The organism is Novipirellula methanifontis (assembly GCF_052161655.1).
Lineage (GTDB): Bacteria > Planctomycetota > Planctomycetia > Pirellulales > Pirellulaceae > Novipirellula.
On sequence record NZ_CP197418.1, the window covers coordinates 361,475 to 375,283 of the forward strand.

Consider the following 13,809-nt stretch of genomic DNA (forward strand, 5'->3'; position numbering starts at 1 on the left):
ACAGGCCCGCGGCTAGCGCCGTCGGCTCAGGTCATTACGAAAATCCGCGTCTATCCCGTAGTGGATCTTGCCAGCGATTCGTCACGGATCCGTCAGCAGAACGCTACCTTGACCGCTTGCGAAGGTTTCGGTCGAAACGGATTCGGCACCCGATCGGAACAGTTTCGCTGACCGCCGGTTTTTCGCCGGCGAGTGCAGCTTCGATAGCGCGAGTCACATGCGGTTCGCTGACGTTTTTGCCGTCGGGGCTATCGTCCAGCGATCCCATGTAGACGATTTGACGGTTCTCATCGAGCACAAAAAACTCAGGCGTGTATTTGGCTCCGAATGCTTTAGCGATTTGTTGTGATTCGTCGAAGAGGTAGGAAAAGTTGAATTTTTTCTCTGCGGCCCGTTGTTTCATCGCGGGCATCAAGTCCTCTTCGACCTTGTTAACGTTGATAGCGACGACCGCCACTTTCTCAGTAGTGAATTTCTTTTGTAACGCAATCAGTCGATCTTCCGCGTCGACCGCATACGGACAACTGCTGCATGTAAAGGCGACGACGACAACTTTATTGTCCTTCAAATCGTCAAGCGAATGCATCTTATCGTCGGTCCCTGGCAAATCGTTCCAGTCCGGAGCGGTGTCACCAATGTTCACTGTGGTGTTAAACTCGCCGGCCTGGATTTGTGCAAGCAAGCACGTAAATGCCGCGAGGATTAGGACGCTCGCAGTCAGCGTCAATTTCAAGTGTTTGCGTGACATGATCGGTTTTCGGCTGAGGAATTGGCTGGAATGAAAAACGTCGTTGCGAAGTCAATTGGCGGTTCTGGTAGACTCGAAACACCGCTTACAGGTGCACGGGGAGAAATCGTTTTTGCTCGTTGGGATCGATCGCGAGGATGGGATCGATCCAAGGAATGGAATCGCCTGCGGCAAGGCAGTCGCTGACCCGTCTTTTAAAATCAGGAACGATTCGCTGCAACACTTCGCGTTCGGTCCCCGCAGTATGCTCGATGCCTTCGATGTTCGCGACTCGCCCCTTTTTGCGTCCATCGGGAAGGGTTGAGACGTAGACGACACATCCGAAGGAGGGGACGTCCGCCGGAGCGGCGGTCGGCAGCGATCGGGGCGTGGTGGGGTGATCCGAGTTCATGGTTCTATAAGCGTGAGGACGGGGGATTTCGGCACGATTTGATTCGCCACGCGGCTATCAAACGGCCTATTAACAAGGGGCCTGTGTCCGAGATTCTAGCATGTGGCGGGATTGTGGCGAGCTGAAAACCGATTCGGCGAATCATCTCGGTAACGCCGGTGACCAAGCGAACTTGCGTTTACAATAGAGTTCTCGCTGTGAGACAGCGAGAACTTAAAGCGTACTGAAAACGAACTGCGAAGGGTATTAATGACATTTTGGCATCACCGTTCACGTTGTTTGGATCGAGTCTGCTGTGCCCTGCTGAGGTTGTGTCTGATTGGCGTCGCCGGAATCGGATCGATGGTATCGGCAGATGAGGCTCGCGAATCCGTTGATCAGGCACCAGTTGATCAGGCACCAGTTAATCAGGCACCAGTTAATCAGGCACCAGTTAATCAGGCACCAGTTAATCAGGCAGCGATTGCAACGACCGAGCAATTGATTGCCGACGTGCGGCCATCGCTGGTGACCATTCGTGTGCAAGGACGCGACGGCGATCAACTTGGGATTGGAACCGGTTTTGTGATTGATGGCAGCGGTTTGATCGCCACCAACATGCATGTCATCGGCGAAGGTCGTCCGTTTACGGTCGAGACATCCGGCGGCCGCAAATTGCCTGTGATTGCAATCGAGGCGTCGGACTCGGCCAACGACTTGGCGATCATTCGCGTCGATGTGGGCGAGGACAACTTGTCGGCACTGACGTTGTCCGAGGGTGAACTGCCGCCGCAAGGCAAACGAATATTGGCTTTTGGTAATCCATTGGGGCTACAAGACAGTGTGGTCGAGGGGATGGTTTCCGCGGTTCGCGAAATCAGCGGTCGCGAAATGATTCAACTCGCCATGCCGGTGCAACCGGGCAACAGCGGAGGTCCGGTCGTAGACGAACAAGGCAACGTGCTCGGGATCGTGAACATGAAGTCCGCGGTCGACGACAATCTCGGTTTTGCCATTCCGATCGATGATTTGAAGCCATTGCGTGAGAAAACAAATCCGATCGCGATAGATCGTTGGGTGCGACTGAGCGGTCTGGATGAAAGCGACTGGGAAATTGTGCTGGGTGGATCGTGGCAGCAACGTGGGGGCGTGATCTCGGCAAGCGGAACAGGCAAAGGGTTTGGAGGCCGATCGTTGTGCTTGTCCACCGCCGCGGAGAACGAACCCCCTTATGACATTTCCGTTTGGGTGCGACTGGACGATGAATCCGGAGCAGCGGGGATTGCGTTTCACAGCGACGGCGGAGATCAACACTATGGTTTTTATCCGAGCAACGGCAAAATGCGATTGACCTGTTTCTTAGGTCCCACGGTCTATTCCTGGCAAGTGCTCAGTGACGTGCGGAGCAAGCACTACCTACCCGAGCAATGGAATCACTTGCGAGTTCGCGTCGAAAAAGATCGGATGAAGTGTTATGTCAATGAGCATTTGGTTGTTGAATCGACGGATATGCAATTGACAAAGGGGCGTGTCGGGATCGTCAAATTCCGCGATACCAAGCCCGAGTTTCGTCGTTTTAATGTCGGGCCCGATCTATCTTCGCCGCCATTGGACGATGCTGTCACTGACTGGATCGCGAGCCTGGGCAAGGGAGACATCAAGGCTGGCGAGATCGATCAATCTGACGTGGACATGTTAGCCACAAGTGGTGACGTCGTGTCGCGGGAACTAAGGCGACGGGCTGTTGAACTGGAGGAAGAAGCGAAGCAGATGAAAAATCTGGCGAGCGATGTGCTGCGAGCACCGCTGCTCGATCAGCTTGGTGAGTTGTTCGCCAAGGAGTCCGATTCGGATGCAAGTTCAACGCATCGACTGGTCAAAGGCGCGCTGTTGATCTCGGCGATCGAAAATCCGCAAGTGGATCTGGCGGCCTACGAAGCCAAGCTCGAAAGAATGGCCCGAGAGATTGCCGAAGGATTTGGGGCCGAGGATGACGAACGACAGAAACGTCAAATCCTTGACAAGTATCTGTTCCAAGAGAATGGGTTTCATGGCGGTCGTGCCGAGTATTATCATCCCGCCAATAGCTTCTTGGATCGCGTGATCGATGATCGCGAAGGGTTACCGATTACGTTGGCGATTTTGTACATCGATCTTGGCCGTCGGCTTGGATTGCAAATCGAAGGAATCGGATTGCCTGGACACTTTGTAGTAAAGCAAGTTTTGGAGTCGGGCCATGAGCAACTGATCGATGTGTTTGAACGTGGCGAGGACTTAAGTCAAGAAGCCACTGCTGAAATGGTTCGGCAGTTTGCCGGCCGGGAAATTGAGGATTTCGATGTTCAACCCCAAACGGACCTCGATATCTTGACTCGTGTGCTTAACAATTTGATTGGCATTGCGACACGCGACCAAGACATTGATGCGATGTTGCGTCGGACCGACATGTTTGTGACACTGCATCCGGATGAGAATCGATATCGATTCATGCGAGCTCAATTGCGAGCAATTTCAGGCCGCACCGCAAGAGCACAGGAAGATCTTGACGAATTGCTTCGCCGCGAACCCAGTGGGATCAATGGGCTGCCAATGCAGGAACTAAGAGCTGCTTTGCAAAGTGAAACCCGAGTTCCCTGACGCGTCTGCTGGCAGAATCTTCTGGTTGCCTTCGTCCGAAGTGGGCTTTACGTCACAATTGTGGACATTATCGGACAGGTCGAGTGTCCGTTCGAAGAATCTAAGTCCGGTTGAAGCACACGTTCGTTACAATATCATGGAGGGGTATCGAATCCCAACGATTTTCTCGGACCGCGTGCTGACTCCATACACACTGATGTTTGACATGAAGTCCACCAATCCAAGCAAGCGAAAGCAAACTTTGAAACAAACGGTTAACGATGCCGAAAATCGTTCAAACACCCCTGATCAATCAGACAATCAAAATGGAAGTGAAGTCAATGATCAGGGGAAAGGTCGACGTGCAGAGGTTGGTAACCGTCGTGGTATAGTGGAACGAGCAACCGAGGGGCTGGTCCGTTTGGAACTTCAGCGTCGGCGTCGAGCATTGCTGCGATGGTTTCTCGCCATCTGTGTGGTGCTCGGGATTGGATACGCCATTCATACGGCGCTAAGCTCATGGTTGGGCATGGATCCGATCACCCACGTTTGGGAATTGATCCGAGTCCGCCTGCCGCTTGGTCCACCTGCCTCTCGATAGGACACCATAGGTGAATCCCAAGAGTTCACTGACACGCGAATCTCGTTAGCGTCGGCGAGGTGGTTGTTGTGGGTAGTAATGCGAGGTGTTTTGGAAGGTGGCTGCTTGCGAAGCCGCCCCGATGCCGGTCGTCAACCGTTCACGGATTTGATTGTCGACGATTTCCGCTACCTGTTGCTGGCTAATCAAGCTTTGCCGCTGTGAGTCAGCGTAATAGGAGGGGCGCGTCCGTGCAGCATAATCGTTGTAGATTTGAGCAGGACGTACGAACGAATAGTAGTTGGGTAGTCCGGTTCCGTTGTATTGGTTGTACAGCAAATACGGACTAAACGTCGGCCGAGCTGGATAATAGTGAGCCGGTTGCTGAGCGCTCGCATCAGCGGCGCTGCTAAAAAGCAAGAATCCAGCAGAGACACAAACGGCAAGATAGAATTTGTTCATTGCTATCAAAGCTACGTAAAGAGGAGTCGGAATGACGACAGAGCATTTGCCGACGATTCGTTCGAGTTTTGGTACGAGGTCATCTATCGTCAATCGACCTTCGGCTACATCGGTGTTTTCCGGAGGGCCGAGGTCAGATGGGCAAGAGACAATCGTCCGCTATTACGATTGTAGTGACTGGGGGCGATTTTCGTTCAGCGAAAAGTTGCCCGGCCGGTAGATAGCATTCCGCCCGAATGCTTTTTGGGAACGATTTGTGGGATTCCCTACGGTCTACTGGATGGGCGTTGGATCACGTTTGGCGACTTAGAGATTGATCGGGCCGTCGCCATCGCCGCGGTTAATGTAGTAGTGATCTGTATTCACGTTTGCCGCATCGATTTGGCGTGTGAGTGCCCTGGAGCTCGCAAACAAATAGTTCGAGGGACCGCTGAGATAGCCTGCGGTCTGGAACCCTTTGCACCAGTCGCGATGTGCTTGATTCGAAACGATTAGGTCAACCCCTCGTTCTGTTAAGAATTGGGTAGCCGCCTGGACAAGCCGACTAGAATTTTCCGGAGTGGCGAGGGCGTCAACGACCGATCCGACACGCAACGTGCCAAATTGCTTGTGGCCAGACATCAATGTATTGATGACGACCATCCATCCGATGACGCCGCTTGCATCTGAGAGTTTTAGGCGGAGGAATCGGGGATCCGTTGTTGGGTACAATCGCTGCAAGACTTGAGTGTCTCGAACCGCGATCATTCCATAATGCTCTTTACAGTCTGCCCAAACTTGATCGGCCCACGATGTAAATTGATCGACTTGCTCGATCTTCACACTCGCTTGGTTGGCGGGTGTGCTGTGGCGAATGCGTTGAGCGACGTTGGCTGCGATCCAGCCCAACCCAGAGAACGCAGCAGCATCAAGTATGATTCGCCGTAGCGGTGTGCGTCTCAGGAAGCGAATGTTGCGGCAAAACTTAAATGGATGAACCACTTTGAAAAAGAAGGGAATCGAAGAGATTCGCCATCCACCTGCCTTGAACAATTGTGCAACCGCTTCGCCTTCGCCTCCAATTCCCATACCAAAGAGCAGTTTCTGTTTGCTCAGTGAATTGAATAGTATCTCCACTCCCAAATTCGCATGGGCGCGATCAATGATTCCTTCGGAGATAGGCAAACGCAGATCGGCAATGGGGACGACATTGTCTCCGATCTTAAATGCTTGGTGTTTTAAGATATAGCCGCCACGCACTTCCTCGGCGTGATCTAACGCCACGTAATAGCGTTGATTTGGCAACTGCTCGCCCAACGGAGGCAACCAGTTGGGGATGGTTTGATCGGGATACTGCATTTCAATGCCACCGGCTTTTAACCGTGCATTGAATGCTTTGACCGCATCAACGTGATCGTTCGTAAACTCCGTGATTTGATAGGACATCGGTTATGCTGAGTAACCGCCGTCAACGATCAAGGTTTGTCCGGTGATCCAAGCCGCGTCTTGTCCCCCGAGGAAAGCGACTGCTTTGGCGACGTCTTCGGGGCGTCCAAAGCCGAGCGGATAAGTCGATTCAAGCTGTTCCACTTGGGATGGAGCATACATGGCAAACATACGGTCAGTCATCTCGGTACGAACGATTCCGGGTGCAACAGCATTGACTCGTATTTTTTTAGCGGCAAGCTCCAGTGCGATCGCACGGGTGAACGCGATCACGGCTCCTTTGCTTGCAGCATAAAGACTCATGCCTGGCGCTCCTTTGAGTGCCGCGACTGACGCCATATTCACGATCGCACTGCCCTCGCCGAGCAATCGTAAGCAGGCACGCGTGTACATCGCCAGTGCGACGACGTTCAAGTCCATCATCTCCGCTGCGGTATTGGACTTTTGAATCTGTAGCGGCGAAATGAGCTCTTTGCCGGCATTGTTGACCAGCAAGTCAATTCGTGGGTGTAGTGATCGGATTTCATTTACATGGGTTTTAACCGAGGCTTCATCCGTCACATCGCAAGGAAAAACGGATGCAGTGCCCCCCGCAGATTGAATTTCCGATTGAAGTTGAGTAAGCAGCTCATGTCGACGTGCAACCAGCAATGGATGCATTCCGCGCCGCGCCAGCTCAAGGGCAACAGCCCTGCCGATTCCAGTCGATGCACCAGTGACGAGGGCGGTTGGCGATTGATTTTCAGACATCGAGATTCAGTTCCAGTGCATTTCACATGCGGCCCACGAGTAGCCGACACCGAAGCCAACTAAGACTAAGCGATTTCCCGACTGAATTGCTCCCTTTTCCACAGCGCGAGCCAGCGCGATCGGGATGCTCGATGATACCGTGTTGCCGATATCCTGGACATCGATAACCATCTTTTCAGCTGGGATCTTTCCTCGTTTGGCAAGATGCTCGAGCATGTATTGGTTTGCTTGGTGGTAGACGAAGTAATCGACATCGTCGGTCGTTAATTCAGATTTGGCCATCAACGCCTTGACGACTTTCGGTACCGAAGTGATCGCAAAGGTAAAGATAGCTGGTCCATCCATGAACAGGTTTTCCGAGGTGCGAGTGCAACCTGCTTCGTCGGTGATTTCTTCGCAAGGGGTTTGGCGTTTTGGATTTCGGGTTCCTCCGTCTGGCACAATTAGATTTTCGGCACCCTTGCCATCGGTACCCACCACAAACTCACCAATTCTACCTGCGCCACTACTTTCACCGATCAGGGTTGCCGCCGCGCCATCACCGAACAAAGTTCGCACGGTCCGATCGCGCGGATGGATATATTTATTGTAGGTATCCGCAGTGATCAACAACACATTCCGCGCGGCACCGCTGAGCACAAGTGATTTGGCGATTTGAAGGCCATAGACGAACCCGGAACAGCCTAAGTTGAAATCAAAGGCGCCGACGTGTTTGCCCAATCCCAGTCGTTGCTGCAAGATGCAAGCACCCGAAGGCAAGAAGAAGTCGGGTGATTGTGTGCAATAGACAATGTAATCGACCTCACCGCGTGGAACGATTTCTTGCTCAAGCAATTTCGTTGCTGCTGCATAACCAAGATCACTCGCAGTTTCATCTTCGGCAGCGATATGACGAGCGTCGATTCCCGACTTAGCGTAGATGTCATCCATTCGCCAATCGGGGTTTTCACGCTGTAAGTCTGCATTGGTTTCAATCTTCTCTGGAAGATGATACGCGATTCCTAGAATGGCGATGTGCATCGTTAGTCCTCGAGTGCGTTGCGAGCTTTGAGACGGGTGACCAGTTCGTCGATCGAATTGAATGTTCGAAGGTCTTCATCGTCAACCGAGACTTCAAGCACATCGTCGATTGTAGCGATCATCGACAAATGGCCTACGGAGTCCCATTCTTTCACGGTATTCGGGGTGTCGTCCATCGACAGCGAATTGGGGTCACGTCCGAGCACATCACACAGTTCGTTTAAAAAGTCTTCGGTGGTCATCGTGTCGCAATCTCCGAGTGAGGGTGAAAGAAAAGCTTGTAACTAAGACAGAGCACTATTTCGGAAACGATGTCTCGTGTTGCAGGTCGCGAGAGACGGATGTTTCAGCAGTAGTGAAAATTGCTTTGACGGTTCGAAACAGGATCACAATGTCGAACCAGAGTGATTGTTTGGCAATATATTGTTTCGAAAGGGCGACCTTGGTTGGCAGGATTCGTCGACAATATTCCTCTTCGGGGTCCTTGGCGTTTGCCAAGATCTCCGACTCATGGCGAAATTCGAGCGTTGCTAGATCGGTGATCCCCGGTCGGACTTGTAGGATGATTGCGTAGTCATCACGAAACATATCAACATATTTGGCGACTTCGGGACGAGGTCCCACAAAACTCATCTCGCCTTTTAGCACATTGAGTAGTTGAGGTAACTCGTCAAGTTTTGTTTTACGCAGTACGTTACCGATCCAAGTGATTCGCTTGTCGGCACCCACCGTGATTTGCGGTCCCTGCTCGGGTGCATTCTGGATCATGCTGCGAAATTTGTAGATCTGGAACGGCTTGAAATCACGCCCGATTCGCGTCTGAAGAAAAAACGCCGGGCCAGTGGATGTGCATCGCACGAGGATGGCGATCATGATCATAAGCGGCGCGAGAAGAAAGATCGCGGTTGCTGATACGATAATGTCGAAGATTCGTTTTGCGATCAATGGAGTCAATCAGTCGGTGACAAGGCGTGCCTACGGATTCTAGCTCGCAAACTTTGTGCACAGCTTGCGAACTGTATTCACCACGTGGTTCAATTCCGCACCGGTGATTCCTGGGAACAACGGCAAGCTGATCAAACGCTCCCATTGCGCCGTCGCAACGGGTAGGTCGTTGGCTGTCCAGCCAAAGTTTTCTTGATAGTAGGTGTGCAGATGCAGCGGACGCCAATGCACCGAATAGCCTACTTTCTCGCTGCGAAGTTGATCGATAAATTCATTTCGAGAGATCGACAATTTGTCTAGCCGCAGTTTGATGGGATAGAGGTGCCAGGAATGTAGTCGGTTTTCAGGCCACGCTGGTAGTTCGATTTCGGCGATGTCAGCGAAGTGATCGCTATAGAATTTGGCGATGTTTTCTCGTTGCAAGCGAAGTTCTTCACTGCGTCTCAGTTGGACGATTCCGATCGATGCGGCGATGTCAGTCAAGTTGTACTTATAACCTGGCGCGATGATGCGATAGTCCCACGATCCCGTGCCGCTATATCGTTTCCAAGCATCATTGGACAATCCGTGCAGCGACATTTGACGGATGCGGTCTGCTAGTTGCGGGTCATTGGTGACCGCCATGCCACCTTCCCCCGTCGTGATCGTTTTGTTTGTGTAAAACGAGAAACAGGTAACCGACGCGGTGTCTTGTCCGCACTGGATCCACGGACTCGAGGGATTGGTTCGCATTGCAGCTGGAAACGCATGGGCAGCATCTTCGACGACCCACAAATTGTTCCGTTTCGCAAACGCCTTGACCGCCGTCATGTCCATCATCGCGCCACCCACGTGGACGGGGATAATGCCGACGGGTTGGAGTGGTTCGTCCAGCGGCAAGCTTCCCTGTTTGAGTTGCTGAAGCTTGTTCTCCGCATCCGTTAAGTCCATATTCAGACTGATCGGGTCGCAGTCCACCAGGATCGGAATCGCGCCTTGGTAGCGGATGATTTCGGCAGTTGATGCAAACGTCACTGTCGGAACGAGCACAGCCTGACCAGGCTGTAGTCCTAATGCTTCCACCGCAAGGTGTAGCGCCGCAGTACACGAATTGACGGCGATCGCGTGTTTAGCTTGCACTGCTTCGGAAAAGCTTTCCTCGAATTGTTGGACACGCGGACCGCTCGTTAACCAGCCCGAGCGAAGGCAAGAAACGACATTGTCGATTTCCTCCTCGGTGATCGAGGGGCGGAAATAGGGCACCGTTGTTTGCGTGTCTGACGGTGATTTCGAAGGAGAAGCTTCCATATGTATTGTCATCAGGATTTCGAGGGCTGACTAAGGAGTTCGCCCCGTTCGATCGCTGCTCTTTGTTCCATAGGTAAATTACAGACCACGGTTCGAAATTTTCCAGCGGGAGTGCGCGGTATCGATGAGGTGGGTTCCGCGACAATTTCCATGTCGGGGTTACCCATGCGATCGCGAGTTCGCTGAATCATCAACTGTTTGTGGTCTTCGGTAAATTCCGGTGTGGGGACGTATAAAATACGAAGTTGTTTGAGCGAATCTTGAATGACCTGAGCTTCAACAACCGGGATTTCTGTTACGAAAATCGGCTCGAAGCGATTGATCATTTTTCCATCGGGCAAATAAACAAAGTCAGTGGTCCGTCCATCAAGCGATTTCAAAACAGGCAACGTACGGCCACAAGGACACTTCTCTTCTATGGGGGCGAGAGTCCCGCAGTCTCCAACACGATATCGAATCAGCGGCATTTCACGGTTCATCAATCCGGTACAGATCAACTCACCCTCGGCGTTATCAGGCAAAACCTGACCGTTTTCCATCACCTCTACGATACCCACTTCGGGCCATAAATGAAGACGTCCATGTTCACATTCCCCCGCCGAAGCACAGATTTCGCTCATCCCCCAAGTCTCACGAACCGGACAACCGAAAGCTTCCGCAATGGCTTCACGCTGATAATCAAACAATGGCTCGGCATTGACGATCACCACTTTCATCGGAATGTCCGTTCTGCCCAGCCGGATCATCTCCTTTGCAATCACGTAGAGGTACGAGGGATAGCCATACAGAAACACGATCTTGTATTTGACCAACGCGGTCAAAAAATCAGGAATCCACTTAGCAGTAAAGTGAAAAGCCGACAGATAGAGTTGTTTCATCGCCCCATTCCATACCCAAAATGGGGGGCGGTCTGCAGTGATCGGAACGACTAAATGCGCACCCTGGATCGCCCAGCGATCGTGTCGCGAAACCCCATACCAATGTCGTCCTCGTGCCTCTGCCACCCCGTAGTATTCGGTATGCGTTTTTCGTGAGAACCACAGGTCGATCGGTTTGCCGGTAGTGCCGCTGGTGCGGACGCGAAATAGCTTGTTCGGATCGCAGTCGTCGGCAACAAAAGCACGAGCGTTTTTACGAACTTCGTCTTTGTCGAGTATCGGCCAATTGCTGAGCTGTTCCCAACTCGCATCGTCTCCATTTCGCCGCCGTTCGGCCCACATTTCCCGATAGTAGGGGACTTGCGTTGCGGCGTGATGAAGCATTTCTGACAAACGCTCGTCTTGATACTTCTTCCACTGGTCGCTGGACCATCGCTCGCGGGCAATCGTCTGCTCGGCAATCACCTCGGTCTGAGGTCCGTATCGCCAAGATCGCAAATAGTAACCGCGCAGGGTTGCGGCGAGAGAACGCGCTGGGGCAGGCAGGCGATAGTAAAAAGATAGTAGTCGGCTCATCGATTATTCAATCCACAGTGGGTTGGAGTGGATATCCGTACTCTTCAATATGGGGCTGCAGTTCTGGGAAGTAATGGACCAACAGTTGATTGTTTTGACGAATTTCGTCCAGTATATGGTCATGATATTTCACCGTTTCGAGGTTAAAGAAATCGGCAGGAATCCGATTGCGAAATCGTGGAGCCAGCAAACGCATCATCCAACTATTCACACGTCGAGTCGTGCGAAATCTTCCGGTAATGAAGCGGTTCGCTACGTTTTTCGCGTAAACAAACTCGGGGGGTGATGTTGGGTTGCTATGACGATTAACTTCGATCTGCTTTGGGTCAAGTGACAAGTTCAAAAATTGATACAGTTGCTCGTAAAAGGATGCGGGGGATGTTGCGAGTTCTTCAAAAAAGAGGACTCGAATGCGGTGCAAAGGCACAAACTCGATCAAGGATCGAATGAGTGTGCCGTACTGCGTTGCTGCATAATAATCCATGCCTTCGTCGCCATTGAGCCAATCTTCAAAGTCATGAAAGTACGCTCCATTAAGAATGCGGAAGCGAAACATCGACGAAAGTGCCGTGTTTTGATTTCGAATTGTCAGCAAAATTCGCACATCTTCGCATTCGTCGGTTAAACGCTGCATGATCGAGCGTAGTGGTATCTTCCCGCTATGCTCGCCGCGAACAGAGAATGTCTCATTCGAAACGATGTTGGTTTTGTCCTCCGCGAGTTCAAAGTCTTTCGTCTGCCAATAGTCAGCCTTGTGAAAATAGAAGGTGTTGATGTAGTTGATCCGAGGATCTCGCATCAGATTGTTTTGCACCGTCGTGGTGCCTGATTTTGGAATGCCGATATGAGCGTAGAGTGTTGCCATGTTTGGGAAGCCTTTTTAAGACGCACCTGATTCCCTTGGGCGCGGACGTAGTATTTGCTACTCGATGGTAGGACGTAAGTGAGACTGTGTTTCTTGGTCTGCCGGAACGGAAAAAGCCAACGGAATTTCGGCTGAACTAATTCGCTGACTCAGTTGTTTTGAATCAACTTGATTTAAGATAGAGTCGCTGGGTAAGTGCTTGGAAATTTCCAAAACAATCTGAGCGACATAGACTTCACTCGGGTGAAACCCATCGATCATGTACTCGTCGGGAAGATCAATCTGCTTCAACGAAACGACGGTTACCCCGTCGCGCTTAAGTTGCGGAAGGAGCCGATTTTCGCAATCGGATAGCAATGCTTGAAGTTCAGGGTACTGGCGTATCGCGTTCAAACTTTCGCTCGAAAATGGAGGTAAGAACGCAATGACCTCAATTTCGTGCTCTATTAGTTTTTCCAACCCACCTTTGAAAACTTTGACTTGATGCTCGTCGTACTCAATCGTCGGTGAAAACTGACTTGATCGTGAACGAATACGCTCGACGACGGGGGGCGATTCTCGATCAATAAATCGAGGCGACTTGACAAAATCTCGGTATAACTCCGCTGGATATTGCCAAGAACCATCGTTGCGAAAACCGCTTCCATTTATCGCAGGTGAGAAACCAACCCACTCACGCTCTTGGGGCGACTGCCATCGCGTGCGTGTCTCGGCAAGGAGTTCGGCAGAATGCTTGCCTTTGGACACCGTCTTGAGTGCTTCAATATGCGCGCTCATATAATAGGCATCATCACTGTCATTGAGTCGCGAGTCTGAAGCCCGAGCAAGCTTTGGCTTAAACCACCAAATATCGATTCCAATCAGGAGGACCTGGGGTTTTGGTACGTCTCCGGCCAAAATCAGATCTGCGTAAGCATCGAGGTCCGAAGCGGATTCGATCATTCCACCTGCGTTGTAAAAAGTGTCATCGAGCGGTGCGAACATAAAGTCACGGAACTGCATCACACGTGAGCTACCAACAACGACGATCGCGGGATCGGCACGCCGAATGGACGCCAACTTGTAGATGCCAAACTGTTGTGAAAGCAAGGTGCGGCTGTACAAAATCTCGGAGTGAGAGTGTTGTTGAAGATTAGCCACTTTCGATACTGGCCACGTCTCGCCAGTTGTCCACAACATCCACTCACCCAGCGATAATAGAATCAGCAACGGGCTAATGAAGAAGCAAAATCGGCGAAGAAGCTGCGTGGCTTGTGATATGTTTCGATCAAATTCAGGATGCATATT

The 13,809-nt window shown here is 51.7% G+C and carries 14 protein-coding genes; 2 read left to right on the top strand and 12 right to left on the bottom strand.

Going from position 1 to position 13,809, the window contains the following annotated elements; all coding sequences use genetic code 11:
* Window positions 1-103: 103 nt before the first annotated feature.
* Together SH528x_RS01210 and SH528x_RS01215 are read right to left on the bottom strand one after the other, a co-directional pair.
* Window positions 104-748, bottom strand: coding sequence for a thioredoxin family protein (locus SH528x_RS01210; protein WP_442508711.1), 645 nt, complete (start codon window positions 746-748; stop codon window positions 104-106).
* Between the two features lie 85 nt (window positions 749-833).
* Entirely contained in the window at window positions 834-1,139 is a 306-nt protein-coding gene (locus SH528x_RS01215; RefSeq protein WP_442508712.1) for a hypothetical protein, read from the bottom strand.
* Window positions 1,140-1,388: 249 nt separating this feature from the next.
* Between SH528x_RS01215 and SH528x_RS01220 the strand changes: the two genes are divergently transcribed.
* Together SH528x_RS01220 and SH528x_RS01225 are read left to right on the top strand one after the other, a co-directional pair.
* A complete protein-coding gene (locus SH528x_RS01220; protein WP_442508713.1) occupies window positions 1,389-3,755 on the top strand; it encodes a transglutaminase family protein in 2,367 nt (788 codons plus the stop codon).
* 205 nt (window positions 3,756-3,960) lie between these two features.
* Window positions 3,961-4,335 (top strand): hypothetical protein, encoded by a 375-nt coding sequence (locus SH528x_RS01225; protein ID WP_442508714.1) that lies wholly within the window; start codon window positions 3,961-3,963, stop codon window positions 4,333-4,335.
* 45 nt (window positions 4,336-4,380) lie between these two features.
* Here the strand turns inward: SH528x_RS01225 and SH528x_RS01230 are convergent, their stop codons facing one another.
* From SH528x_RS01230 to SH528x_RS01275, 10 genes are all read right to left on the bottom strand, one after another.
* Window positions 4,381-4,776 (bottom strand): hypothetical protein, encoded by a 396-nt coding sequence (locus tag SH528x_RS01230; RefSeq protein ID WP_442508715.1) that lies wholly within the window; start codon window positions 4,774-4,776, stop codon window positions 4,381-4,383.
* Window positions 4,777-5,082: 306 nt separating this feature from the next.
* Window positions 5,083-6,201, bottom strand: a complete 1,119-nt coding sequence (locus SH528x_RS01235; RefSeq protein ID WP_442508716.1) for a hypothetical protein — start codon at window positions 6,199-6,201, stop codon at window positions 5,083-5,085.
* A gap of 3 nt (window positions 6,202-6,204) precedes the next feature.
* On the bottom strand, window positions 6,205-6,951 hold the full coding sequence (locus SH528x_RS01240) for an SDR family NAD(P)-dependent oxidoreductase (protein ID WP_442508717.1): 747 nt from the start codon (window positions 6,949-6,951) through the stop codon (window positions 6,205-6,207).
* 6 nt (window positions 6,952-6,957) lie between these two features.
* Window positions 6,958-7,971 (bottom strand): ketoacyl-ACP synthase III, encoded by a 1,014-nt coding sequence (locus tag SH528x_RS01245; protein WP_442508718.1) that lies wholly within the window; start codon window positions 7,969-7,971, stop codon window positions 6,958-6,960.
* 2 nt (window positions 7,972-7,973) lie between these two features.
* Entirely contained in the window at window positions 7,974-8,213 is a 240-nt protein-coding gene (locus SH528x_RS01250) for an acyl carrier protein (protein ID WP_442508719.1), read from the bottom strand.
* Window positions 8,214-8,268: 55 nt separating this feature from the next.
* Window positions 8,269-8,916, bottom strand: a complete 648-nt coding sequence (locus SH528x_RS01255; protein WP_442508720.1) for a sugar transferase — start codon at window positions 8,914-8,916, stop codon at window positions 8,269-8,271.
* A gap of 39 nt (window positions 8,917-8,955) precedes the next feature.
* Entirely contained in the window at window positions 8,956-10,215 is a 1,260-nt protein-coding gene (locus tag SH528x_RS01260; RefSeq protein WP_442508721.1) for a DegT/DnrJ/EryC1/StrS family aminotransferase, read from the bottom strand.
* Entirely contained in the window at window positions 10,215-11,657 is a 1,443-nt protein-coding gene (locus SH528x_RS01265) for a phenylacetate--CoA ligase family protein (protein WP_442508722.1), read from the bottom strand. The genes SH528x_RS01260 and SH528x_RS01265 overlap by 1 nt, the downstream gene beginning before the upstream one ends.
* Before the next feature lie 7 nt (window positions 11,658-11,664).
* On the bottom strand, window positions 11,665-12,522 hold the full coding sequence (locus SH528x_RS01270; RefSeq protein ID WP_442508723.1) for a sulfotransferase domain-containing protein: 858 nt from the start codon (window positions 12,520-12,522) through the stop codon (window positions 11,665-11,667).
* Between the two features lie 57 nt (window positions 12,523-12,579).
* On the bottom strand, window positions 12,580-13,731 hold the full coding sequence (locus tag SH528x_RS01275) for a hypothetical protein (protein ID WP_442508724.1): 1,152 nt from the start codon (window positions 13,729-13,731) through the stop codon (window positions 12,580-12,582).
* Window positions 13,732-13,809: the final 78 nt, after the last annotated feature.